Origin of the sequence: Trinickia acidisoli (assembly GCF_017315725.1) — a bacterium.
In the GTDB taxonomy this organism is placed as follows: Bacteria; Pseudomonadota; Gammaproteobacteria; order Burkholderiales; family Burkholderiaceae; genus Trinickia; species Trinickia acidisoli.
Genome location: NZ_JAFLRG010000001.1, coordinates 138,849 through 161,930, shown reverse-complemented (window position 1 = coordinate 161,930; position 23,082 = coordinate 138,849). Strand labels below are relative to the sequence as shown.

The following is a 23,082-nucleotide window of genomic DNA, read 5'->3' as shown; positions in this document are numbered from 1 at the left end:
TGGTTCGGGACAAGGTGCGCCAAGAAGGCTTTTTTGCATGACGAGCATCTTAGGGTCGGCAAGCAAGAGCCAATCGGATGAATAACCGGGGAAGCCGCCCTCTATTCAACGTTTGCGCCCCTCGCGCGAGCCCTAGAATTCGATTCGTCGTCCGAATTGTTTCGATGGAGAAACCGATGTCCTTGTCCGCCGCTTCCGATCCCGCGCGCCGAGCAGCGCCGCGCGCCCTCGGCCGGCGGCATGCTCGCCTCGTGCGCGCAGCGGCCTGTGCGCTGGTCGCAGCCCTGTTGCCGCTCACGGCGGCCCAGGCGCAAAACACCGATACGAGCGCGAGCGGGCAGATCTATATCCCCGGCCCGGGCGAGGCCAAAGCCGTTAAGCCGAGCGGCGCGATGATTTCGATTCCCGGCCCCGGGCAAGCGCAAGCGAGTGCGTCCGCCGGCACGGCGACGAACGGCATGATCGTCATCCCGGGACCGGGCGAGGCGCGCGGCGCCGCGCCGGCCAACGTTCCCCCTATCGTCAGCGAGCCGCATCCGGCGATCGCGACGGCGGCAAGCCGCGTCATACCCGTCGTCGTGACGGCGCCGCAGCGCTCGATCCGCGCCGCGCAACCGATTGCGCCCGCCTCGGTCGGTGGGCCCACTCGCCCGACGGCGCCGGCGGCTGCAACCGCCGCGGCCTTGGCGCCCGCCTCCGACGCGCCGGCCGGCCAGGAAGACAGCGAGGCGATTCGCCACGCGGCCCTTGCCTATCTTCAGCAACAGACGATCGGCCTGCCCGGCAAGATCAGCATCACGGTTGCCCCGACCTTCCCGCGGGGCCTGGCCGCCTGCACGACGCTCGAGCCGTTCATGCCGACGGGCGCCCGGCTATGGGGCACCACGTCGGTCGGCGTGCGCTGCGCCGGCGCCAAGCCGTGGACGCTCTATCTGCGAGCCCGCATCGCGATCGATGCGACCTACTACCTCGCGGCGCGCCAGATCGAGCCCGGTACGGTCGTGACGGCGCAAGACCTGCTCGCGCGCGACGGCGACCTCTCGAATTTGCCGCGCGCGATCATTACCGATCCGTCGCAGGCGATCGGCTCGACGGCACTGGCCCGGATCAGCGCCGGCATGCCGCTGCGCCAGGATCTGCTCAAAAGCGCGAGCGCGGTCGCGATCGGCCAAACGGTGCGCGTCATCGCGCAAGGCCAAGGTTTCACGATTTCGTCCGAGGGCAGCGTCATGAACAACGCGGCGCCCGGACAAGAGGTTCGTGTCAGGCTAGCCGGGGGCCAGATCATCTCCGGCATCGTCCGAGATGCCGGAACGGTGCAGGTTCAGATGTGACCGGGCCGAGGCGGTCGAAACGGGCGAGACGACCGGTGCGTGGAGGCGCCGGACGATTCGGCCCCGAATCGCCGAATGAGGCTGGGCGGTGTTCTTCCCGATTGCGCTAAAGTTTCGGCGAGTGTCGCCGTTATCACACTCAAATCGAAATCGTTCGGGAAGCCATCGTGAAAGTCGATTCAACCTCCACTTCGAGCCTGACCTCGCCCAAGGGCGACGTGCAGGGTGCCCGGCAGGGCGGTCAAACCGCGGCGAGCACCGCGCAAACGAGCGCCAATGCCGCGTCGGCTCAGTCCACGGGCAGCGGCGACGCCAGCAACGTCAGCCTGTCCGGGCTGTCGTCGCAGTTGCGCTCGCTGGCTGCGTCGGGCGAAGCCGACATCGACGTCGCGCACGTTGCGTCGATCAAGCAAGCCATTGCCGACGGCACGCTGACGATGGATACGAGCAAGATTGCGGACGGCATTCTTTCGACCGCCCGCGATCTGTTGAAGAACCCGTCGACGGGCGGCTGAGGCAGCGCTCAAGCGCTTATCTCTCGCCTCGTCGGCTTCGTTGAGTGCGCGCCTGCGCGCCGGCTTATGTTTTGGCGGATGAGATGAGAGACGCCCTGCTTGCCACTGTGACCGAAGAACACGCTGCGCTCGAAGCGTTTGCGTCTTTGCTGATGTACGAGGAAAAGGCGCTTGCGGCCGTATCGCCGCTCGAGACGCTGCCCGGCATCGTCGAGAAGAAGACCGAGCTGACTGAAAAGCTCGCGTCGCTCGAAAAAACGCGCGACAGCCAACTGCGCCAGATGGGATTGCCTGTTGGCTGGAAGGGAATGGAGCTCGCGATCGCCGACGACGCTCGCCTTGCCAAGCAGTGGCAACTATTGCAGGCCGTCGTGCAACGCGCGCGCCGCTCGAACGCCACGAACGGCCTCATGATCCGTATCCGGATGAACTACAACCAGAACGCGCTCGCCATCCTGCGTGGCGGTGCCTCGCGTCATTCGGCCAGCGTCTACGGGCCGGATGGGCGGATGGCGACGGCTTGAAGTAGCACGGCCGCCGGTGAGGCGGCCGCAGCCCGCTGGCGTATCGGTTCTCGATACGCGCCTCGTGGCTCGGAGTCGGCGGGCAAGCCCTTCCGCGTCAAGCCGCGCGCTTGAACGCATGCACGTGCAATTGCTCTTTGCGCTGCTCGATCTGCCATAGATCGTACTCGGCCTGGTGTGCCAACCAGGACTCGGCGCGCTTTCCGAAAGCTAGTTCTAGGCGCACTGCCATCTCCGGGCTGATCGCAGCTCGGCCGTTGACGATCTCCGAAAGCGTCTTGCGCGACACCCCCAGCGCCTCGGCGGCGCGCGTGATCGAAAGCTCGAGCGGGTCGATCGCATAAGGCCCCACGCGCGCAGCCGGAACCGGTGTAGCGGCGGCCGCTTCGCGCCCCTTCCGGGGCAATATTCAGTCGACGCTGGCCCAAGCCATCTCGCGCAGCTTGGCTCGCAGCCTCGCAACCGCTTGGCTATGGAGCTGGCATACGCGCGATTCGCTCACTTCCATCACCGCGCCGATCTCGCGCAGGTTCATGCCGCGCTCGTAATACAGCGACATCAACAGCTTCTCGCGCTCGGGCAGCTTGTCGATCGCTTCGACGAGCGCCGCGCGCAGGCTGTCGTCGAGCAGTGCCGAGAGCGGGTCCGAGTGATCGACGCAGTAGCGGTCGAGGAACGGTTCGTCGTCGGCCGAGCGGTCGAAATCTTCGTAATAGATGAGCTGACTGCCGTGCAGATCCTGCAGCATCGACTGAAAGGCATCGAGCGGCATCTGCAGATGGTCGGCAACTTCGGTCTCGCTCGCGGACCGGCCGAGCCGCTGCTCGACCTGGTGCACGGCCGATTCGACCTCGCGCGACGTCTTGCGCAAGCTGCGCGGCAACCAATCGTTGTTGCGCAGTTCGTCGAGCATGGCGCCACGAATGCGTTGACTCGCGTAGGTTTCGAACTGCGCGCCCTGGTCTTCCTTGTAGCGGCTCGCCGCGTCGAGCAAACCGATCATCCCGGCCTGAATCAGGTCGTCGAGATCGACGCTCGCCGGCATCTTCGCCACGAGTTGCAAGCCAAGCCGGCGCACGAGCGGCGCGTACTGCGTCAATACATCCGTCTGGGACATTTTCCCTTGAGCGTTGTACATCGAGGGCCCCCTTCTCCTTGTCCCTAACGTTTCAAGCGTGTTGGCGCGCGGCCGCGCCGTCGGCGATCGCCGACGCCGGCAAGGCCGTGCGCACCGTAACCTCTGGCCGCGGCGAACACATCGCCGGGCGCATCGGCCAATACAACATCTCCGCGGCGACGTGCCGAAAGTCCCGCGCCGACGGCGCCGACGGGAACGCATCGACGACGCATCGCCCCAGTTCGAGCGATCGCTCCATCAGCGAATCGGCCGCTACGCATCCGGCGTCTTCGATCGACACCGTCAGATAGCGCGCGGCGACCTCGGCGAGGTTGTCGAACGCCGTCTGCGCGTCGGCCAAACTCGACACGTGATTCACGAGCACGCGGAACTGCGCGATCGCGTGCTCGAAGTGCAAGCGCTTCATGCAGGCGTACGCTTCCGTGATCGCGGCGGCCGCCACGCGCGTAACGATCAGCACGTCGTGCGCTTGCGCCCCGAGCGGCGAGAGCGCCCCCTGGCGGTCGAGCCGCGCATCGACGAGCACGACGTCGGCCGGCCCCGAGAGCAGCAGGCCAAGCTGCGCGGCGCTATAGCCGGCGCAGTTCTCGCGCGAGGCCGCGAGCACCGAAAACCCCAATTCGTGGCGCGAGCAGGCTTGATCGAGCGCGATCTCGCCGTTCATCAACGCGCGCAGCGAGCCGGCGCCGTGCAAGCCGCCCAGCATGGCCGAGACGGAATTCGCGCCGAGGCGCTCGTCGATGACGAGCACGTCCTTGCCGAGCGTGGCCAATGCCGCCGCCAAATTCACGACCGTCGACGTGCGGCCGACACCCATCGGGCCGCCCGTGACCGCCACCACGCGCGACCCGCTCTTCGCGAGCAGCCGGCGCAGCCCTTCCGCCTGATCGGTGACTTGCTTACCCAAAGCGAACCTCATGCAGTTCGGCGCTCGAGCGGCTCGAGAGCGCCGAGAGCAATGCGGGAATCTCGTCGTCGTGCGGGACGAACGGCGAACCGTCGCGCGGAATGCAGAACGCACTCTTGATCAGGAATTTCTTCGTCGCGACGTACAGGTTCTCGGGCACCTTCTGTCCCGTCGAGATGTAATGAACCGGCAGCTTGTAGCGGATGACCGTATCGAGCACGCCGCCGAGGTTCGTCGCCTCGTCGAGCTTGGTGAGGATGCAGCCGGCCAGCTCGGGCTGTCCTGGGGCGCTGCGATAAGCCTGCACGACTTCGTTGAGCGTATCGCCGTGACTCGTCGCGTTCAGCAGCAGCAGCCGTTGAACCGGCAGACCCGCGCCGCAGAGCATCGCGATTTGGTCGGACACCGTGCGGTCGCGCTGACTCATGCCGATCGTGTCGATGAGGACGATGTGCTTGTTGCGCAGCTCGGTGAGCGCGAGCTGCAGATCGGCCACGTCCTTCACGGCGTGGACCGACACGCCGAGGATCTTGCCGAAGATGCGCAACTGCTCGTGGCCGCCGATCCGGTAGCTGTCGGTCGTCAAGAGCGCGACCTTGCTCGCGCCGAAACGCATCACGCAGCGCGCGGCAAGCTTGGCCGTCGTCGTCGTCTTGCCGACGCCGGTCGGGCCCATCAGCGCGAACACGCCGCCGCGCTCCATCAGCGCGTCTTCGTTCTCGAGCACGGGCAGATTCGAGGCGAGTACTTGGTTCACCCAGTCCATTCCCGCGTCGAGGTTTTCGACTGCGGGCATGTGGTCGACGACCATCCGCACGAGCTGCGCCGAGAAGCCGGCCGAGAACAGCGCTTTCGTCACTTCGCCGTTCACGGGGCTGCGCCGCTGGCGATCGCCCCACGTCAGGCCGGCGAACTGCTCTTCCATCATGCCGCGCATCGACGACAGTTCATGCATCACCGTCTGATTGACGATCTCTTCCACGCGCGCACGGACCGCTTCGGCCATCGCTTCGGCGTCTTGTTCGCCAAAACCTTCGAAGGCCGGCTTCACACGCGGCACGGCACGGCGCGCCGCGACACGCGCGGCTTCGTGTGCCCAGTCGGGGATCTGCGCAGTATCGAGCTCCTCGGCCGACAGGACGCGGCCCGGTGAGCCCAGCCCCTTGGCAGCCGCGGCGGCGGGCGTCATCGCGTGGGAACGCGAGGCATGCGCCGCGCGCTCGTTTTGCGCGGCGATGCGGCGGCCATGGTCGATCAGCCAGGGATTCGTTTCGGCCATCGTGCGCGACGCTTCCGTCTCGCCCGCGCTCGCGCCGTTGGCATTGAACGCAGCGACGGAAGCGGCGGCATTGGCCGACGCGCTTGGCGCGGCCGCACGCGCGGCGAAGCCGGGGCGGTCGGTCACGCGCGGCGAAGCGATCGCAGCGGCGTCGGGCAAGGCCGGCCGGCGCTCGTCGGACGTCTTCGAGCCCGCTTCGGGGCTCGCACCGAATACGGCCGAGAACACGTCGGGCATGCCGTTCGCGTACGGGTTGGACGGCATGGCGCCCGACGGCTGCGACGCACCCGCAGCTAACGCATACGGATTGGCCGTCGGCGCGGGCAGGCCTTGGTAAGCGCCTTGGGAGCCTGTCTCGCCTGCATCGGGCGCGATGTGCGCGAAATCCGTGTCCGCGAGCGCGACGATCTCCACGCTGCCGTCGTCGTTGGTCCGGTTCGACAGCACGACCGCGTCCGCACCCAGGGCCTCGCGCACGAGACGCAGCGCGTCGCGACTCGTCGCGCCGATGAATTTACGAATGTTCAAGCTTGACCCCCGATGAGGTTAACGACTTTGATCGTGCGGGTCTCGGGCACTTCGGCATACGAGAGCACTTTCAATTGAGGCAGGCTGCGGCGCAGGAACCGTGCGAGCATCGCGCGAAGCGCGTGTTGCACGAGCAGCACCGGAGGCAGCCCGGTATTTTGTTGACGCGTGATCGCCCTTTGCGTCGCCGTCAGCAGCGTGTGCGCGAGGCCGGGCTCGAGGCCGGGGTTCGCGCTCGTCGCGAGCGCCTGCGACAGCACGCGCTCGAGGTTCGAATCGAGTCCCATCACTTGCATTTCGCCGTTGCCCGGATACCACTGCTGCGTGATCGCGCGGCCCAGGGACAAGCGCACGCAGGCGGTCAGATCGTGCGCATCGGTCAGTTTGGCCGCGTGCTCGGAGAGCGATTCGAGGATCGTGCGCATGTCGCGAATCGGCACGCCTTCCTCGAGCAGGCTTTGCAACACCTTTTGCAGCGTCGTGAGCGACAGCGTCTTGGGCACGAGGTCTTCGATGAGCGAGGGGGCGTCCTTGCCGGTGCGCGTGATGAGCGACTGCACTTCCGCGCGACCGAGCAGTTCGGCGGCATGCTGCACGACGAGGTGATTCAGGTGCGTGGCAACCACCGTGCTCGCATCGACGACGGTGTAGCCGTACACCTGCGCCTGCTCGCGCAAGTTCGTGTCGATCCAGATCGCCGGCAGGCCGAAGGCCGGATCTTGCGTCGGCTGCCCCGGCAGCGCGGCCGTGACCTGCCCCGGATTGATCGCGAGCCACTGGCCCGGATAGGCCTCGCCCACGCCCACTTCGACGCCCTTGAGCGCGATGCGGTAGCCGTTCGGACGCAGTTCCAGGTTGTCGCGGATGTGGATGACGGGCGGCAAGAAGCCGATTTCCTGTGCGAACTTCTTGCGGATGCTCTTGATGCGCTTGAGCAATTCGCCGTCGGCGTTCTTGTCGACGAGCGGGATCAAGCGGTACCCCACTTCGAGACCGAGCGTATCGATGAGCGTGACGTCGTCCCAGCTCGCTTCGTTGTTTTCGACGGGGGTCATCGCCGTCGGCGCGACGTCGACGAGCGAGGCGCCGGTCTTGGCGGCTTCGGCGCGCTTTTTCAGCGTGCGGCCGAGCTGGATCGCGCCGCCGCCGAGCAGCAAGAATGCGAAGTGCGGCATGTTCGGGATCAGGCCGAGCATCGTGATGATCGTGCCCGTGATCATCAGCACACGCGGGTTCGTGAAGAGCTGACTCGTGAGCTGCGTGCCGATGTCTTCGTCGGTGGCGACGCGCGAGACGATCACGCCGGCCGCCGTCGAGATGACGAGCGACGGAATCTGCGCGACGAGCCCGTCGCCGATCGTCAGCAGCGTGTAGGTCTTGCCGGCGGCGGCGAAATCCATGTTGTGCTGCACGACGCCGACGATGAGCCCGCCGACGACGTTGACGACCATGATGATGAGGCCCGCGATCGCATCGCCGCGCACGAATTTCGACGCGCCGTCCATCGCGCCGTAGAACTCGGCTTCCTGCGCGACGGACAGGCGGCGCTTGCGCGCACCGTCTTCGTTGATGAGGCCCGCGTTCAGGTCGGCATCGATCGCCATCTGCTTGCCCGGCATCGCGTCGAGCGTGAAGCGCGCGGCCACTTCGGCGATCCGTCCCGCGCCCTTCGTGATCACCATGAAGTTGATGACCATCAGGATCACGAACACGACGATGCCGACGGCGAAGTTGCCGCCCACGAGGAAGTGTCCGAACGATTCGATGACCTGACCTGCCGCGCCCGGGCCCGTATGGCCTTCGAGCAGCACGACGCGCGTCGAGGCCACGTTCAGCGACAAGCGCAGCAACGTCGAGAACAGCAGCACCGCCGGGAACGCCGCGAAATCGAGCGGCTTTTGCGTGTACATGCTCACGAGGAGCACCATCACGGACAGCGCGATGTTGAACGTGAACAGCAGATCGAGCAGGAACGGCGGCAACGGCAGAATCATCATGCCGAGGATCATGCAGATCAGGATCGGACCTGCGAGGGCACGCAGATTCGTGCCGGCCAGCACCTGACTCTTGCCGAAAAGGCTTCCGACGCGCGCGTTCATGCCGAGGCTCCTTCATTTGCGTCGCCGAGCGTCTCTTCGGCTTCTTCGCGTTCGTCGGCCTCGGAAATCGGGTCTTTCTTATCCAATTCGGCGGGCACTTCGAGTTCGGTCGGCGCGGCGGGAACATCGCCGCCTTCCACGCGGAACTTGCGCAGTTGATAGACCCAAGCGAGCACTTCGGCCACCGCGTTGTAGAGCGAGCCCGGAATTTCGCGGTTCAGTTCGACGTTGTGATACAGGGCGCGTGCGAGCGGCGGCGCTTCGAGCACCGCCACGTTGTGTTCGGCCGCGATTTCGCGAATGCGGGCGGCCACGAGGTTCACGCCCTTGGCCACGACCTTGGGCGCGCGCATTTCGCCATCCGAGTACTGCAACGCAACCGCGTAGTGCGTCGGGTTCGTCACGACGACGTCGGCCTTGGGCACCGCGGCCATCATGCGGCGGCGCGCAATGGCGCGCTGCTGCTGGCGGATCTTGCTCTTCACGCGTGGGTCGCCTTCGTTTTCGCGGTGTTCGCGCTTCACTTCTTCCTTCGTCATGCGCAGCTTCTTGTGGTACTGCCAAATTTGATAGGGAACGTCGAGCGCGGCGATCACGAACATGCCGGCCACGGTCGTCGCGCAGCAGACGGCAACGAGCGACAAGCCATGTCCGAGCGCGGTCCGCAGGGGCTCGGCGGCGAGCCCGAGGATCTCGGCCTTGCGGTGCCATACGCCGGCCACGCCGATGGTGCCGACGACGAGCGTCTTCGCAAGCGACATCCCGAGCTGGATCGGGCCGTTGATCGAGAACATGCGGCCGATCCCCGCGGCGGGGTTCAAGCGCTCCAAGTTGAACTGGAATACGTTCGGCGAAATCAGAAAACCGCCGATCGCCATCGGCGCGGCCAGCGCGGCGCCGCCCGTCAGCGCGAGGATCGGCGCCAGGGCCATGAAGGCTTCCCGTCCGGCGCTGCCGGCGCCCATCAGCATGCGGTTCGTGTCGGACAGCGACGCGTGATTGAACGTGAACGCGCCGCGCAGCATGGCTTGCAAGTGCAAGCCGATCGTGCCCGACAAGGCCCAGACACCGAAAAATCCCGCGGCGAGCAGGGCGAACGACGACAGTTCCCGCGAGCGCGCGACCTGCCCTTCCGAGCGCGCCTTTTCCAGGCGCCTAGGAGTGGCTGCTTCGGTTTTTTCGAGGTCGCTGTCCTCTGCCACGGGAAATTTCTCCGCAAGAAAAACGGCGACATGCCGTTATCCAGTGAGACGAATTATTCCTGCCCAGGTCAAGGGACGATCGGCGGATAAGGCGGGGGAAAGGGGTGCATTTCGAGTGATCGGCGCCCGGCCCGCTCCCGCGAGCGATCAGCCCGCCGCGGGCGCGAGCGCGCAGCGCGCCGCACATGAGAAACGGCGGGCGCCATGATGGGGCCCGCCGACAGAAGAAAAACGAAAGGTAGGACCCCGGGCGCGCCCGGAGCCTTCGCTCAAAACGCCACGAACGGGCCGGCGCCGCCCGAGCCGGACTGATCGAGCCCGTAATAGACGTTTTGGCCGTAGAAGAACGGCATGCCGAGATCGACGAACGTCGCGCCATTGCCGAGGCTGCCGGCGAGATTATCGAGCGCGTAATTGCCGTTGGCGAGCAACTGCGTGGCGTTGCCGATGGGCATCGTCAGCAGCACGCCCCCCGCCGCCCCCGGCGTGGCGGCGTTATAGCTGGCCACGCCGATGCCGCGCGTCACGTTCGAAGTCGGACAGTAGAACGACGACGCCTGGCCAGAGCAGTTCGGCAGCGTGCTGTCGGTGAAGAAATACGCGTTCGAGCCCGAATCGAAGAAAGCCGTGACCGCGCCGCCGGCGAAAGTGGCATTGACGTCGCCGTAGGCATTCGTTGCCAGCTTGGTCACCGAACTCGGCAGGGCATTGTTCGCTTGCGTGCCGACCCCGAAGGTCAGCGTACCGGTAACGGTGCGCCCGCCGCTCGGCCCGATCGCGGGCATCGACAGCATGACACCGTTGTTGTCGCCGGCAAACATCGAGACGGGATTGGTCACCTGCTGCGCGACCGGCACGAGCGCCTGCACGCAATTGGTGTTGCCGGGGCACGTGTAGTAGCTGCTGTTGCCCACCGGCGGCGTCGCGCAGGTCGTTCCGCAATCGTTTGCGGCGACACCAATGCCAAGGATGCCGTTGGCCCCTAGATCGGCCGGCGTCAACTCGAGCGTGCCCGTCGAGCATCCGCCCGTCGTCACGGCACCCTGCGACAGATCGCCCACGATCTGCAGCGGCACGCGCGAGGCTGTCTCGCCGCTGATTTTGACGTCGGCGGTGCGGATCGAGCCCCAGGTGTAGCCGTCGGCGAACGCCGTGCATTCGGCGATCGGGCTGCCCGCCACCGTTTCCTGCGGCAATGCGCTCAACACCTGGCTCGCGGCCGAACTGGCGAGCCGCAGCCCGAACGATTCGGTATCGACCTGGACGTTGTTGATGGTTTGGCACACGCTGGTGCCCGGCGCGCAGATCGTGACGCTGACGGTCGGAATGTTCGCAACGCCTTCGACGCCGGCGCCCACCGTCACCGCAACCTGATTCGCGGCCAACTGCGACGTGCTGCCCGAACCGCTGCTGCCCCCGCCTCCGCCCCCACCGCCGCAGCCCGCAACGAGCACCGCGGTGGCGGCGGCCAAACCGAGCGCGCGGAGCGCCCGCAAGAGTCTTCTGTGAGTACGCAACATGATTTCCCTTCTTCGCTCGGTTACTTGATGTCGGCACCGGTCACGCCGGCGGGCAAAGCGCTCGGCAGCCACGCTTGGCCGAAGAACGAGCCCATATGGCCGCCGGAGCGGACCACGAGGTTCGACTGCTCGACGTCGACGGGGCCGCGGCCGGGGCGCGCCGCGTGCAGCGCTTGAACGCCGCTTGCGTACTGCGGGAAATAGTTACCGAGTAACGACTGCAAATCGGGCATGCGCGGGCCGTTCCATGCAATGCCGAAGACATTGCCGTCGGTGCCGAGGTATTCGCGCACGCTCGTGCCGCTTGAATATGTGGTGGCGCGCACCGAGTACTGGGCTGGGGCGGCCGTGGCTGCTGTGCTCGATGCCCCCGTGCCGGCGGCGGCTGCGTGGGCGATATGAGCGAGCGTGGTGGTGGTCGCACCGGCGGGCGTCGGCATGGGGCTGCCGCCGAGGGCCGCCCTGGCGGGCAGCGTCACCGCCGTGAGTGCGCATAGAACGAACGCCGCCGGCACGGCAGCGCGTAAAGGACGATTCAACATCGGATCGACTCCTCCCTGGTTGAGGTCTCTAGCGCGTGTGGCCGTAACCGGAGCGAGACGATCCCGCCGGTTCTGACGTTGTTCTTCTGATGTTCTTCTAGGAATCTAGTACATGCGGCTGCGAACGCATAAGCGTCGGACAACAGCAAGGGACGTGCCTGGGGGATGATTGGGGTGCGGCGAGGCTGGGGCGCACGGTGCTTACCGACGACGAGGGGCAGTCGGAGCGGGGATGCAAAAGAGGGCGAAGGGGAGCGAAGATCTGCGGCGCGCGCCTGGGTGGCGCGAGGCGAGCACCCCTTCGCCGGGTAGGGGCACTCGCGCCGCCGATCATTCCGCGAACGGCGGCGCGGCCGCGCGCGGATTGGGCCGATTGGGCCGGTTAGGACGCAGCGGCTTAGAAGGCGACGTACGCCGTCGTACCGGTGCCGAGACTCCCGTCGGTGTTCGGGTCGTAGTTGATATAAACGGTACGACCGTAGAAGAACGGCATCCCAAAATCGATTGCAAGCAACCCGTCGGCCGTTCCGCCGAGGTTGTTGAATGCATACCCGCCACCGTCGACCAGGTCGAACGCGTTTTGGACGCTCATCGAAATAGAGGCCGTCGTAGTGTTGAAGCCGGTCACGGAGGGCTGCAGCGACACAGCCGACGCAGGGCAATAGAAGCCGCCGCCACCTGCGCAAAGGGTAATGCTGGTGTCAGGGAAGAAGAGGCCGTTCGATCCGGTATCAAAAAATGCCGCGCGCTCGAACGAAGAGGAATCCGAGTACGTCGAGCCGTTCAGCGACGCGCTACTCACGTCCCCAAAGTGGTCGGTCGTAACAGTTTGAATGCCCGAGGACGGTACCGTGTTGTTCGTTTCCGTGCCGATCCCGAAGTTCAACACGCCCGACGCGCTGGTCGCGCCCGACGACGACACCACGGGCATATTCAAGACCACGCCGTTGTTATCGGTGGCAAAGAAACGGACTGGGTTGCCCACTTCCTGTGTAACGGCCGACAGCGCCAAATCCGTGCAGCTCGACGTGCACCCGTAGTAGACATCGTTCGGAGCGCTCGTGCAATTCGTGCCGCAGTCATACTTCGCGGTGCCGATCCCGAGAATGCCGTTGGCGTGGAGCTGCGACAGCGTGTCGTTGAGCGTGCCGGTTGCACAGGAATTGTTGCTACCGCCGGCTTCCGATTGCGGCACGTCGCCCAAAATTTGGATGGGGATGTTCGAAGCCGTCTCGCCGCCGATCTGCACGTCGGCCGTCCGCACCGAACCCCATGAAAATCCGTCGGCGAAGCTCGCGCATTCCGCCACCGATTGGCCACCCACCGTTTCGGTCGGCAACGCGGTCAGCATCGTATCCTTGACTAGCCGCAACCCGTACGAACCGGTATCGAGTTGGACGTTATCGATCGTCTCGCACGTGCTGGTGCCGTGCTGGCAAATCGTCACGCTCACCATCGGCAGGTTCGGCGTCCCCGTGACGGAGGATACGACGACGGCCGCCTGATTGCTGGCCAGCGTCGCAGGCGTGCTGGAGACCGGACCGGTGGCGACGATGCTCGTGCTCCCCCCGCCGCTATTGCTCGTGCTCCCATTGGTGCTGCCGCCGCTACTACTCGAGCCGCTGCCACCGCCACCGCCGCCGCAACCCGCGACGAGGCCGACGATTGCCGCCAAGCCAAATGTGCCGAGCACACGGGCCAATTTCTTATAGATATGCAACATGGTTTTACTTGCCCTCGCTCGTTTATCGGATATCGGTAGCGCTTACGCCGGCCGGCAATGCCGACGGCAAATACGCTTGTCCGCCAAACGCGCCCATGTGCCCGCCGGAGCGGACGACGAGCCCCGGCAGTTCGATGTCGAGAGGACCGCGGCCCGGGTGTGCCGCGCGCAGCGTGTTGCGTGCGCTGTCGAATTGCGAGAAGTAAGTTCCCAGCAGCACTGGCAGATTGGGCATGACGGGCCCACTCCAAGCGATGCCGAACACCACCCCCGCGGTCGAAACGTATTCACGCACGACCGTACCGGAGGAGAACGTCGTTTGCGTCACCGTATACGACGCGGTGCTTGTTGAACTGGTAGCGCTAGCCGCGCCCGATGCAACGTGGGCAACCGGCTCGAGCGAGGTGGAAACAGCGCCCGTGGGCGGCGTGGTGGGGGAGCCGCCGAGAGCGGCAGATGCGGGTGCGGCCACACCCAGCATGCTGCAAGTCAGCGCCGCGCAAGCCGCGGCGCGCATGATGCGATTCGACATCAGGAACGAACCCCTTTTTATGGTTGGTTTTTATCGCGCCCCTCGGCGCGGGTTTGCCGGGCCATCTTTTGAACATCAACGGCGCGCACGAGCATTCGCGCCGGGCGTGCGGGAGATGGACCGAGCGTCGCCCCGCAGCGCACACGACGAAAGGCCGCTCCGCGCGAGGCGGGCCGCCTTTCGAAACACTAATTACCAAAGAAATGTGTCAGAACCCGAGACTAGCCAGCAAATCGTCCACGTCCGCCTGATCCTGCACCACGTCGGTGCGCCCTTCCGGGTTGATCTGCGGGCCGTTGAGCAGATGATCGGGGGTGGCGCTGGCCGCCGGGTCGGCCGCCAGCGCCGCCGCCGTTTGCGCGAACTGCTCGCGCCGCTCGGGGGCGATGTTCTCGACCAGCACCGTCAAGAGCTGCTGCTCGATCACATACACCACATCCATGATCTTCTTGATGACCTGGCCGGTCAGATCCTGGAAATCTTGCGCCATCATGATGTCCAGCAGCTTCTGATTCGTGGCCGCCGTCGCATCGGGCACGCTCGCGAGAAATGCGCGCGTGTCGCCCATCAGCGTGCGCACTTCCTCGCGCTCGATCGGCGCGGCGAACCAGCGCTCCCAGCGGCCATCGAGTTCCTGCGCGTCGGCCTGGAGCTGATCTTGCAGCGGCTTGGCAATGTCGATCGCCGTCAGCACGCGCTCGGCCGCCTGCTCGGTCATGTTCGCGACGTACTTGAGCCGGTCGCGCGCATCGGGCACCGCTTCGGCGGCGAGTTCGACGTGCTTGTCGAGACCGAGCTCGCGCATCGAGTCGCGCAGCGTCTTCGTGAGTTGACCGATACGAGCAAGAATGCGGTCGGTCGTCAGATCGGGGCTGTCCGCGCCGTCCGAATGCATATTGGTGGCCTGATTCACGTCAGCTCCCGGTTTTCGCCATCTTCTCGAGAATCTTCGTGAGTTTTTCGTCGAGCGTGGCGGCGGTAAACGGCTTCACCACGTAGCCGCTCGCGCCGGCCTGCGCCGCCGCGATGATGTTTTCCTTTTTCGATTCGGCCGTGACCATCAGCACCGGCAAATGCGAGAGCGACGCGTCGGCACGGATGCGCTTGAGCATCTCCAGACCGTCCATGTTCGGCATGTTCCAGTCCGAAATCACGAAGTCGAAGCCGCCTCCTTGCAGGCGCGACAGGCCCGCCGCGCCGTCTTCGGCTTCGTCGACGTTGCCGTAGCCGAGCTCTTTCAATAGGTTGCGGACGATCCGGCGCATCGTCGGAAAGTCGTCCACGACCAAGATTTTCATGCTTTTGTCCATCTTTGTTCCCTTTAACCCTAATTGGTCGGCGCAAGAAGCCGGGCGGGCCCGGTCATACGCGCTGCACTCGATCGCCCATCGCCGCGAGGCGCGTCATCACTTTGCGGCTCATTTCCGACAAAGGCACGACCTCGTCGGCGCCGCCGAGCGCGATGGCTTCGCGCGGCATGCCGAAAACGACGCAGCTCGCTTCATCTTGCGCGAAAGTGTATGCGCCTGCATTTCTCATGTCTAACAGTCCCGCGGCGCCGTCGCGGCCCATTCCGGTCAAAATCACGCCGACCGCGTTCTTGCCGGCATGCTGGGCGGCCGAGCGGAACAGCACGTCGACCGAGGGCCGGTGGCGGTTGACGGGCGGATCGTCCGACAGATGCGCAATGTAGTTCGCACCGCTACGCGCCAGCAACAGATGGGCATGGCCCGGCGCGATGTAGGCATGGCCCGGCAGCACGCGCTCGCCGTGCTCCGCTTCCTTGACCGTGATCCGGCACAGGCCGTTCAGGCGCTGCGCGAACGACTTCGTGAAGCCGGGCGGCATATGCTGCGCGATCATGACCGCGGGCGCGTCGGGCGGCAGCGGCACGAGCACTTCGCGAATCGCTTCGGTACCGCCCGTCGACGCGCCGACGATGATCAGCTTTTCGGTACTCACGAGCGGGTTGTTGAACAGCGGCGCCGCCGCGCTGGCGACCTGCGCGGCGCCGGCCGCCGGCGCGGCCTGTGCTTGGCGCGCCCGCACGCGCGCGCGGGCGGCGGCGCGGATCTTGTCGGCGAGCTTCTCCGTGTAATCGAGCATGCCTTCGCGAATGCCGACCTTCGGCTTCGTGACGAAATCGACGGCGCCCAGTTCGAGCGCGCGCAGCGTGATTTCCGAGCCGCGTTCGGTCAGCGAGGACACCATCACGACCGGCATCGGCCGTAGCCGCATCAGCTTCTCGAGGAAGTCGAGCCCGTCCATGCGCGGCATTTCGACGTCGAGCGTCAGCACGTCAGGGTTGTGTTGTTTGATGAGCTCGCGTGCGACGAGCGGGTCCGGCGCCGTCGCGCAGACCATCATGTCGGGCTGCCCGTTGATGATTTCCGTCATCAGGCTACGAATCAGCGCCGAATCGTCGACACACAATACTTTGATTTTCTGCACAGCGACTACGCCTCCTCTACGGTCTTGGCGCTGTTGATCGGGTTCGCGCCGCGCGCGTTCGCGCCGAAGAGCTCGACGCGGGGCTTGGCCCCCGCCGGCGCGCCGAACAGCTCGATCCGCGGCTTTTGCGCGGCCGCCTGGCCGCCCGCCGCGAACAATTCGACTTGGCCGCGCTCGCGCGCCGCCCTGGCGTGGCGGGCCGCACGGGCTTCGGTCACTTGCTTGGCAAGCGCCTGCTCGCGCTCGGCCACGGTCGGGTCCTGCTGCAAGCGCAGCTTCTTGACCATGGCCTGGCCCGTATCGGGCATGAACGCGACCTTGCGCGGATGCACGCCTTGCAAATCCTCGGCGATGATGCGGATCTTCTCGAGCCCCAGATAGCGGCGCACGAACTCGGCATTACGATCGCCGATATTGATCGTCGTCATCCCCGCAAGCACCGCGGCGCCACCGAACACCTTGGCTTCGAAGCGCTCGCGGCGGCCGCCCATTTTAATGAGTTCGTTGATGAGCACTTCCATCGCGTATGCGCCATAGCGCATCGAATCGGAAGCGACCTGCGACGGCTGTTCGCCGTCGTCGGGCAGCATGAAGTGGTTCATGCCGCCGATGCCGGCGGTTCGGTCGTGAATGCAGGCGGCCACGCACGAGCCGAGCACGGTGACGAGCACCATGTCCTCGCGCGTCGTGTAGAACTCGTTGGGCAGCAGCTTCACGCCGCGCCGGCCGAAGTGGTTGTCGAAATACAGATTCGTCGCAATGGGCAAGGCGCTCATGCGGCCTCCCGCGAACGAATGTGAGCGTGGGGGCCGTTCATGCTGCCTCCTCCTGGCGCGTACGCGGCGCCGCGTGCGCTCGGCCGCCCGCCTGCGCGTCGCGCGCGAGCTCGTACACCGTCTGGCCGCGCAGACGAAACGACTGCGTGACGTAGGTGAAGTTCTCCGAGTGACCGGCGAACAAGAGCCCGCCCGGCTTCACGAGCGGCTCGAAACGCGAGAGCACTTGCGACTGCGTCGGCTTGTCGAAGTAGATCATCACGTTGCGGCAGAAGACGGCGTCGAACGGCTGACGCAACCCATAGTCGGCATCGGTCAGGTTCAACTGCGCGAAGCGGATCATCGCGCGCAACTCGGGGCGCACCTTCACGAGGCCCGCATGCGGGCCCGTTCCTTTGAGGAAGAAGCGCTTGAGGCGCTCAGGGCTCAATTGCTTGACCTGATCGAGCGAGTACACGCCCGCTTCGCCTTTGGCGAGCACTTGCGTGTCGAGATCGGTGGCCAACACGGTGGCCTGCCGCGCCTGCGATTCGCCGAGCGCCTCGACGAGCGTCATCGCGATCGTGTAGGGCTCCTCGCCCGTCGAGGCGGCCGAGCACCAGACCGAGATCGGCTGCTGGCGACGCTTCACGAACTCGGCGAGGATCGGGAAGTGGTGCGATTCGCGGAAGAACGCGGTGAGGTTCGTCGTCAGCGCATTGGTGAACGCTTCCCATTCCTCGGGGCTGTTTTCCGCTTCGAGCAGTTCGAGATAGCGACGGAAGCTGTCGAGGCCGCGCGCGCGCAGGCGCCGGGCGAGACGGCTGTAGGCCATGTCGCGCTTGTGCTCGGACAGCGAAATGCCCGCACGGCGATGGATGAGTTCGCGGATGCGAGCGAAATCGGCAGAGGTGAACTCGAAATCGCGATCGGCAAAGCCGGCGCGATCGGCCAAGCCGGGCCGTTCGTCGGCTCCGCCTGGCTCGGCCCGCTCGGGCCGAAAATTTGCGCGCGCTGTCGTCATGGTGCTTCTCTCACTTCGTGAATGCCGGCTCGCACCGATGCGCACACGCACCGGCTCCCGGCACGGACGCCGCCGCGCCTAGCGCTTGCGGCTCCCCGCTCGCGCGGGGCCCGCGCGGCGCGATGAGTGGCCCGATTGCGGGCGGAGTGCCGAAACGCCACATGCTCGTCTGCCTTTCCTGCTCGCGGCGCGCCCTAACGCGCGCCGCCGGTTCAAAACGTTTCCCAATCGTCGTCCGACTTGCCGCTCGATGCCGCGACGGCCGGCGCCGGGGCCGCGCTCGTCGCCCTCGCGGGCTTGGCGGCAACGGCCGCCTTGGCCGCCGGCGCACTCTTCGCGGCAGGCGCGACGGGGGCGGCAGACGCCACCGGCGTGGCCGGTAAGCTCTTCGCAGCGGGCGCAGCAGCAGCCGGAGCAGCTTGCGCAGCCTCGCTCGCCGCGACGGCCGCCGGTTGATGCGCGAGTCGCGGCGCAGCCGGTTGGGCCGCGCGCGGCGCTGCATGCGCGGCCTTCGCGGCCGGCTTGCGCACCGGATGCGTCGCGCTCTTGGCCGCCGGCTTCGTCACGGGCCGCGCGAGTGCGGGGGCGAATGCACCGCCCGACGCTTGCGTGCCGTCGATGCGCCACTGGCCGACAACCGTCTTCAACTGGCGCGTCTGTTCTTCGAGCGACGCGGCGGCCGCGGCGGCCTGCTCGACGAGCGCCGCGTTTTGCTGCGTCACGTCGTCCATCTGCGTCAGCGCGCGATTCACGCCTTCGATGCCCGTCGACTGCTCCTCCGAGGCCGCGCTGATCTCGCCCATGATGTCGGTTACGCGGCGCACAGCTTGAACGATTTCGTCCATCGTCGTGCCGGCGCGGCCGACGAGCTGCGAGCCGCTCGCCACCTTGTCGGCCGAATCGCCGATGAGCGCCTTGATTTCCTTGGCCGCCGCAGCGCTACGCTGCGCGAGGCTGCGCACTTCGCCCGCGACCACCGCGAAGCCGCGGCCCTGCTCGCCTGCGCGTGCCGCTTCGACGGCCGCGTTCAGCGCGAGAATGTTGGTCTGGAACGCGATGCCTTCGATCACCCCGATGATGTCGACGACCTTGTTCGAGCTCGTCGCGATGTCCTGCATCGTCGTGACGACTTGGCTCACGACGTCGCCGCCGCGCACGGCGATGTCCGACGCGTTGACGGCCAATTGACTCGCTTGCCGCGCATTGTCGGCGTTCTGGTGCACCGTGCCCGTGAGCTGCCCCATGCTCGTCGCCGTCTGCTGCAGCGAAGCGGCTTGCTCCTCCGTACGCTGCGACAGATCGGTATTGCCGATCGAGATTTCGCGGGCGCCGACGTCGATCGACTCGGTGCCGGCGTGCACCGCCTTGACCATCGTCCCGATGGCCTGCTGCATCCGTGCGATGCCCGCATAGAGGCGGCCGATCTCATTCGTGCCGGCGCCTCGCACCGAGCGCGTCAGATCGCCGTCGGCGATGTGCTCGAAGTGCTCGATGGCGTCGTTGATCGGCTGAACGATGAGCCCGCGCAGCGCGAAGCGGATGAAGACGACGAGCACGATCGCGAGCGCCGTCACGGCGACGATCAGCGAGCTCATGAAGCTCACGCGCGATGCCGATTCGGCATGCAGCGCCTCGGCGTGATCCTGCCGCTCCTTCAGCACGCGCGTAGCCGCATTGTCGAACGCGATGAACATCGGGCTGATCTTCGTATCGGCGATCGCGTGATAGCCGGCCAAATCGCCCGCCTGCGCGGCGGTGAACTCGGGCTCGACGCCGTCGTGCAAGAGCGTGTCGTGGCGTGTGTTGATCTCGTCGACGAGCGCCGCATCGAGCCCCTCCTTCGGCGCGCTCATGAACGTCTGCCAGGCTTGATTCGACAATGCCAGCAATTCCTGCGCGCGTGCGAGCGCCTTCTTCGCTTCGTCGGCGTTGTTCGCCTCGGACAACGCGCGGAAGCGATCGAGCGCGACGCGCGAACGCAGCAAATAGCTGCCCGCGTCGTCGAGCGCGTGAATCGTCGGCAAATCGCCGCGCGCGAGCGTATCGAGCGAGCGGTTCGCGCCCGACAGCGCGGTGAGCCCGAGCACGCCGACCGCGACAGTCAGCGCCACGAGCACGCCGCCGATGGCCGTCAACGTGGTGCGGATCGACCAGTTCTGCAGCATCGTAAATCTCCCGTTGGATGCGCGCGAGCGTGCCGCCTCAGTGGGCGGCGAACGTTTCGATGAGTGCCATTTCCTTGCTGACCATCAGCTTCTCGATGTCCATGAGGATCAGCATGCGGCCTTCGACGGTGCCGAGGCCCGTCAGGTATTCGGCGGTCAGCGTCGCGCCGAATTCGGGCGCGGGCATGATCTGGTCCGCCGTCAGCGTCAGCACGTCCGACACACCGTCGACGACCATCCCGACGACGCGATGCGCGACGTTCAAGATGATGACGACGGTTTGATGGTCGTACTCCACGCGGCCCAGGTTGAACTTGATCCGCATATCGACGATCGGCACGATGATGCCGCGCAGGTTGACGACGCCCTTGATGAAATTGGGCGCGTTGGCGATGCGCGTCACGTTGTCGTAGCCGCGGATCTCCTGCACTTTGAGGATGTCGATGCCGTACTCTTCCGCGCCGAGCGTGAAGATCAGGAATTCTTGGCCGGCCGCATCGGCCTGCAACGCATCGCGACGGCCACCGGCAACGGTCAGGCCGTTCGCATGGTTGGATTGGAGTTCTGCCACGTTAGCCCCCAAACGGTTGGGAATTACGAAAAGTTCATGGCGCCGTGCGCTGCACGGCTCTCACGGTTCAATGCCGCTACGTCCACGATCAACGCGACGCTGCCGTCGCCGAGAATCGTTGCCGCCGAAATACCGCGCACCTTGCGATAGTTCGTCTCGAGGTTCTTCACGACGACCTGCTGCTGGCCGACGAGCTCGTCGATCAACATGGCGAAGCGACGGCCTTCGGTCTGCATGATCGTGACGATGCCTTGGGTCGGCTCCGTGCGCGCGCCCTCGACCACGAACACTTCGTGCAACGCGACGAGCGGCAGATATTCGCCGCGCACGCGCACCACGCGCTCGCCGCCGGCCACCGTGTAGATGTCCTCGGCCACGGGCTGCAGCGATTCCATGACGAAATTGAGCGGCAGGATGAAGATTTCGCTGCCGACCTTCACCGACATACCATCGAGAATCGCGAGCGTGAGCGGCAAGACGATGCGCGTCGTCGTGCCTTTGCCCGCGTGCGAGGTGATCTCGACGTGCCCGCCCATCGATTGGATATTGCGCTTGACGACGTCCATGCCGACGCCGCGGCCCGAGACGTCCGTCACCTGCTCCGCCGTCGAGAAGCCCGGCATGAAGATGAGGTTCCACACTTCCTCGTCGGACATCGACTCGCTCACCTGCATGCCTTGCTTCATGGCCTTGGCGAGAATCTTGTCGCGACGCAGGCCCGCGCCGTCGTCACTGACTTCGATCACGATGTTGCCGCCGTGGTGGGCCGCCGACAACACGAGCTGGCCCGCGCCGTCCTTGCCTGCCGCGCGCCGCGCCTCGACCGTTTCGATGCCGTGGTCCAGGCTGTTGCGCACGAGGTGCGTCAGCGGATCGACGATCCGCTCGATCAAGCTCTTGTCGAGTTCGGTCGCTTGGCCGAAGGTGACGAGCTCCACTTCCTTGCCCAGCTTCGCCGCGAGATCGCGCACGAGACGCGGGAAGCGGCTGAAGACGTAGTCCATCGGCATCATGCGGATGGACATCACGGTTTCCTGCAGATCGCGCGCGTTGCGCTCGAGCTGCGCCATCCCGTTGAAGAGCCGATCGTGCAACGCCGGGTCGAACGTGCTCGTCGTCTCGGCCAGCATCGCTTGCGTGATGACGAGTTCGCCCACGAGGTTGATCAATTGATCGACCTTCTCCACGCCGACGCGAATCGAGCTGCCTTCGGCCGCCGCCGCGGCCGCCGCGGGGCGAGCCTTCTTGTCGTCGCCGCCGGCTGCCGCGGCAGGCGCCGCGACGCTCTTGGCCGACTCGGGCGCAGGCGCCGCCGGGACGATGGCCGCCGCAGCGGCCGCGGCCGGCGCGGCTGCCGCCGGTGCCACGGCCGCGGGGGCGCTCGCCGGCGGCGCGCTCGCGGCCGCGACCTCTACCTCGGCTTCGACGCCGGGCGCGGTGCCGTGGCTGAGCGCGATCTGACTTTCGTCGATCACGAAGCAGCACACGGCCGTAATGTCGTCGGACGGCACGTCGGTCTCGAGGTAGACGATCAAGTCGCCGCCGCTCTTCACCTGTCCGACGATGTTGCCCAGGTTGCCCAATTCTTCGATCAGGAGCGCCTGGTCCTTCTCCCCCACCCCCCGTAGCGTAACTTTCAGGTGAGGCCCTTCATTGCTCGAGTTGCCCGTCGCCGCGCCGGCCGAAGTGCCGCCGTGCGTGGCCTCGACCGCCTGCTCGACCACGTGCTCGGGCGTGCCGTCGGTCGCGGCCGCCGGCGCGAACGCGGAATCGAAGGCCGGCGCGGGATCGAAGGCCGGCTCAGGCTCGGCCGCCGGCGCGCCGTTGCCCTCGACATGCAGCCGTTCGAGCTTCGCGCAGATGGCGGCAGCGGCGGCGGCATCGGGCTCGGCGCTCGCACGGTAGGCGGCGAGTTGATCGGCCAGCACGTCCTTCGTTTCGAGGAACGTGTCGATCATGTCCTTGCGCAACTTCAACTCGTTGTTGCGCGCCCGATCGAGCAGCGATTCGAGGATGTGCGTCGTTTCGGTCAGCGCCGTGAAGCCGAACGTGGCCGCGCCGCCCTTGATCGAGTGAGCCGCGCGGAAAATGGCCGCGAGATCCTCCGGATCGGGCGTGCCGACGTCCAGGTTGAGCAGGAGCTGCTCCATTTGCGCGAGCAGTTCGTCCGCCTCGTCGAAGAACGTCTGATAAAACTGGGTAATGTCGAGTGTCATGCTTCAATCACCGCTGAGAGTCGTTCGCTTCGCTGGTGCGCGTTGTCTATCCGTTTG

General features: G+C 66.0%; 21 protein-coding genes. 3 read left to right on the top strand and 18 right to left on the bottom strand.

Translation table 11 applies throughout. The features are described 5' to 3' along the window. The first annotated feature begins 164 nt into the window (after positions 1 to 164). The 3 genes from flgA to J3485_RS00735 all read left to right on the top strand — a co-directional run bounded on the left by flgA (position 165) and on the right by J3485_RS00735 (position 2,373). A complete protein-coding gene (flgA, locus tag J3485_RS00745; RefSeq protein ID WP_445267847.1) occupies positions 165 to 1,334 on the top strand; it encodes a flagellar basal body P-ring formation chaperone FlgA in 1,170 nt (389 codons plus the stop codon). 167 nt (positions 1,335 to 1,501) lie between these two features. Then, positions 1,502 to 1,849: a flagellar biosynthesis anti-sigma factor FlgM gene (gene flgM / locus J3485_RS00740; protein WP_206950719.1), complete on the top strand. Its 348-nt coding sequence runs from the start codon at positions 1,502 to 1,504 to the stop codon at positions 1,847 to 1,849. Between the two features lie 83 nt (positions 1,850 to 1,932). Next, the gene (locus J3485_RS00735; protein ID WP_206950718.1) at positions 1,933 to 2,373 is read left to right on the top strand and encodes a flagella synthesis protein FlgN; all 441 of its coding nucleotides are present in this window, start codon (positions 1,933 to 1,935) and stop codon (positions 2,371 to 2,373) included. Between the two features lie 97 nt (positions 2,374 to 2,470). Here J3485_RS00735 and J3485_RS00730 read toward each other — a convergent pair whose 3' ends face one another. From J3485_RS00730 to cheA, 18 genes are all read right to left on the bottom strand, one after another. Continuing rightward, positions 2,471 to 2,779, bottom strand: a complete 309-nt coding sequence (locus J3485_RS00730; protein ID WP_242538437.1) for a HigA family addiction module antitoxin — start codon at positions 2,777 to 2,779, stop codon at positions 2,471 to 2,473. Positions 2,780 to 2,782: 3 nt separating this feature from the next. Continuing rightward, complete coding sequence (locus tag J3485_RS00725; RefSeq protein ID WP_206950717.1) at positions 2,783 to 3,511, bottom strand: RNA polymerase sigma factor FliA; 729 nt, start codon at positions 3,509 to 3,511, stop codon at positions 2,783 to 2,785. Positions 3,512 to 3,542: 31 nt separating this feature from the next. Next, positions 3,543 to 4,418 carry a MinD/ParA family ATP-binding protein gene (locus J3485_RS00720; RefSeq protein ID WP_206955581.1) on the bottom strand — a complete coding sequence of 292 codons (876 nt, stop codon included), beginning with the start codon at positions 4,416 to 4,418 and terminating at the stop codon, positions 3,543 to 3,545. After that, positions 4,411 to 6,225, bottom strand: a complete 1,815-nt coding sequence (gene flhF, locus J3485_RS00715; RefSeq protein ID WP_206950716.1) for a flagellar biosynthesis GTPase FlhF — start codon at positions 6,223 to 6,225, stop codon at positions 4,411 to 4,413. Before flhF ends, J3485_RS00720 begins: the two co-directional genes overlap by 8 nt. Then, on the bottom strand, positions 6,222 to 8,324 hold the full coding sequence (gene flhA, locus J3485_RS00710; protein ID WP_206950715.1) for a flagellar biosynthesis protein FlhA: 2,103 nt from the start codon (positions 8,322 to 8,324) through the stop codon (positions 6,222 to 6,224). The genes flhF and flhA overlap by 4 nt, the downstream gene beginning before the upstream one ends. After that, positions 8,321 to 9,526, bottom strand: coding sequence for a flagellar biosynthesis protein FlhB (gene flhB / locus J3485_RS00705; protein WP_206950714.1), 1,206 nt, complete (start codon positions 9,524 to 9,526; stop codon positions 8,321 to 8,323). Before flhB ends, flhA begins: the two co-directional genes overlap by 4 nt. A 269-nt stretch (positions 9,527 to 9,795) precedes the next feature. Continuing rightward, a complete protein-coding gene (locus J3485_RS00700) occupies positions 9,796 to 11,043 on the bottom strand; it encodes a DUF3443 domain-containing protein (RefSeq protein ID WP_374192430.1) in 1,248 nt (415 codons plus the stop codon). A gap of 23 nt (positions 11,044 to 11,066) precedes the next feature. Continuing rightward, entirely contained in the window at positions 11,067 to 11,588 is a 522-nt protein-coding gene (locus J3485_RS00695) for a DUF2844 domain-containing protein (RefSeq protein WP_206950712.1), read from the bottom strand. Between the two features lie 397 nt (positions 11,589 to 11,985). Then, on the bottom strand, positions 11,986 to 13,311 hold the full coding sequence (locus J3485_RS00690) for a DUF3443 family protein (protein WP_206950711.1): 1,326 nt from the start codon (positions 13,309 to 13,311) through the stop codon (positions 11,986 to 11,988). Positions 13,312 to 13,333: 22 nt separating this feature from the next. Beyond that, positions 13,334 to 13,846 (bottom strand): DUF2844 domain-containing protein, encoded by a 513-nt coding sequence (locus J3485_RS00685; protein WP_206955580.1) that lies wholly within the window; start codon positions 13,844 to 13,846, stop codon positions 13,334 to 13,336. Positions 13,847 to 14,051: 205 nt separating this feature from the next. Then, entirely contained in the window at positions 14,052 to 14,738 is a 687-nt protein-coding gene (gene cheZ, locus J3485_RS00680) for a protein phosphatase CheZ (RefSeq protein ID WP_206955579.1), read from the bottom strand. Positions 14,739 to 14,757: 19 nt separating this feature from the next. Then, complete coding sequence (cheY, locus tag J3485_RS00675; RefSeq protein WP_206950710.1) at positions 14,758 to 15,153, bottom strand: chemotaxis response regulator CheY; 396 nt, start codon at positions 15,151 to 15,153, stop codon at positions 14,758 to 14,760. A 52-nt stretch (positions 15,154 to 15,205) separates the two neighbouring features. Continuing rightward, on the bottom strand, positions 15,206 to 16,294 hold the full coding sequence (locus tag J3485_RS00670; RefSeq protein WP_206950709.1) for a protein-glutamate methylesterase/protein-glutamine glutaminase: 1,089 nt from the start codon (positions 16,292 to 16,294) through the stop codon (positions 15,206 to 15,208). A gap of 5 nt (positions 16,295 to 16,299) precedes the next feature. Beyond that, the gene (gene cheD, locus J3485_RS00665; RefSeq protein WP_206950708.1) at positions 16,300 to 17,070 is read right to left on the bottom strand and encodes a chemoreceptor glutamine deamidase CheD; all 771 of its coding nucleotides are present in this window, start codon (positions 17,068 to 17,070) and stop codon (positions 16,300 to 16,302) included. Positions 17,071 to 17,107: 37 nt separating this feature from the next. Further along, positions 17,108 to 18,073, bottom strand: a complete 966-nt coding sequence (locus J3485_RS00660; RefSeq protein ID WP_206950707.1) for a CheR family methyltransferase — start codon at positions 18,071 to 18,073, stop codon at positions 17,108 to 17,110. A 212-nt stretch (positions 18,074 to 18,285) separates the two neighbouring features. Further along, the gene (locus J3485_RS00655) at positions 18,286 to 20,238 is read right to left on the bottom strand and encodes a methyl-accepting chemotaxis protein (protein ID WP_206950706.1); all 1,953 of its coding nucleotides are present in this window, start codon (positions 20,236 to 20,238) and stop codon (positions 18,286 to 18,288) included. 37 nt (positions 20,239 to 20,275) lie between these two features. Continuing rightward, the gene (gene cheW, locus J3485_RS00650; RefSeq protein WP_206950705.1) at positions 20,276 to 20,809 is read right to left on the bottom strand and encodes a chemotaxis protein CheW; all 534 of its coding nucleotides are present in this window, start codon (positions 20,807 to 20,809) and stop codon (positions 20,276 to 20,278) included. Between the two features lie 23 nt (positions 20,810 to 20,832). Then, complete coding sequence (gene cheA, locus J3485_RS00645; protein ID WP_206950704.1) at positions 20,833 to 23,025, bottom strand: chemotaxis protein CheA; 2,193 nt, start codon at positions 23,023 to 23,025, stop codon at positions 20,833 to 20,835. Positions 23,026 to 23,082: the final 57 nt, after the last annotated feature.

Coding starts and splice junctions, on each gene's coding strand:
- flgA (WP_445267847.1), top strand. CDS start 165: ATGGAGAAACCGATGTCCTTGTCCGCCGCTTCCGATCCCGCGCGCCGA.
- J3485_RS00735 (WP_206950718.1), top strand. CDS start 1,933: ATGAGAGACGCCCTGCTTGCCACTGTGACCGAAGAACACGCTGCGCTC.
- J3485_RS00725 (WP_206950717.1), bottom strand. CDS start 3,511: ATGTACAACGCTCAAGGGAAAATGTCCCAGACGGATGTATTGACGCAG.
- flhA (WP_206950715.1), bottom strand. CDS start 8,324: ATGAACGCGCGCGTCGGAAGCCTTTTCGGCAAGAGTCAGGTGCTGGCC.
- J3485_RS00695 (WP_206950712.1), bottom strand. CDS start 11,588: ATGTTGAATCGTCCTTTACGCGCTGCCGTGCCGGCGGCGTTCGTTCTA.
- J3485_RS00690 (WP_206950711.1), bottom strand. CDS start 13,311: ATGTTGCATATCTATAAGAAATTGGCCCGTGTGCTCGGCACATTTGGC.
- cheZ (WP_206955579.1), bottom strand. CDS start 14,738: ATGCATTCGGACGGCGCGGACAGCCCCGATCTGACGACCGACCGCATT.
- cheY (WP_206950710.1), bottom strand. CDS start 15,153: ATGGACAAAAGCATGAAAATCTTGGTCGTGGACGACTTTCCGACGATG.
- cheD (WP_206950708.1), bottom strand. CDS start 17,070: ATGAGCGCCTTGCCCATTGCGACGAATCTGTATTTCGACAACCACTTC.
- J3485_RS00660 (WP_206950707.1), bottom strand. CDS start 18,073: ATGACGACAGCGCGCGCAAATTTTCGGCCCGAGCGGGCCGAGCCAGGC.
- J3485_RS00655 (WP_206950706.1), bottom strand. CDS start 20,238: ATGCTGCAGAACTGGTCGATCCGCACCACGTTGACGGCCATCGGCGGC.
- cheA (WP_206950704.1), bottom strand. CDS start 23,025: ATGACACTCGACATTACCCAGTTTTATCAGACGTTCTTCGACGAGGCG.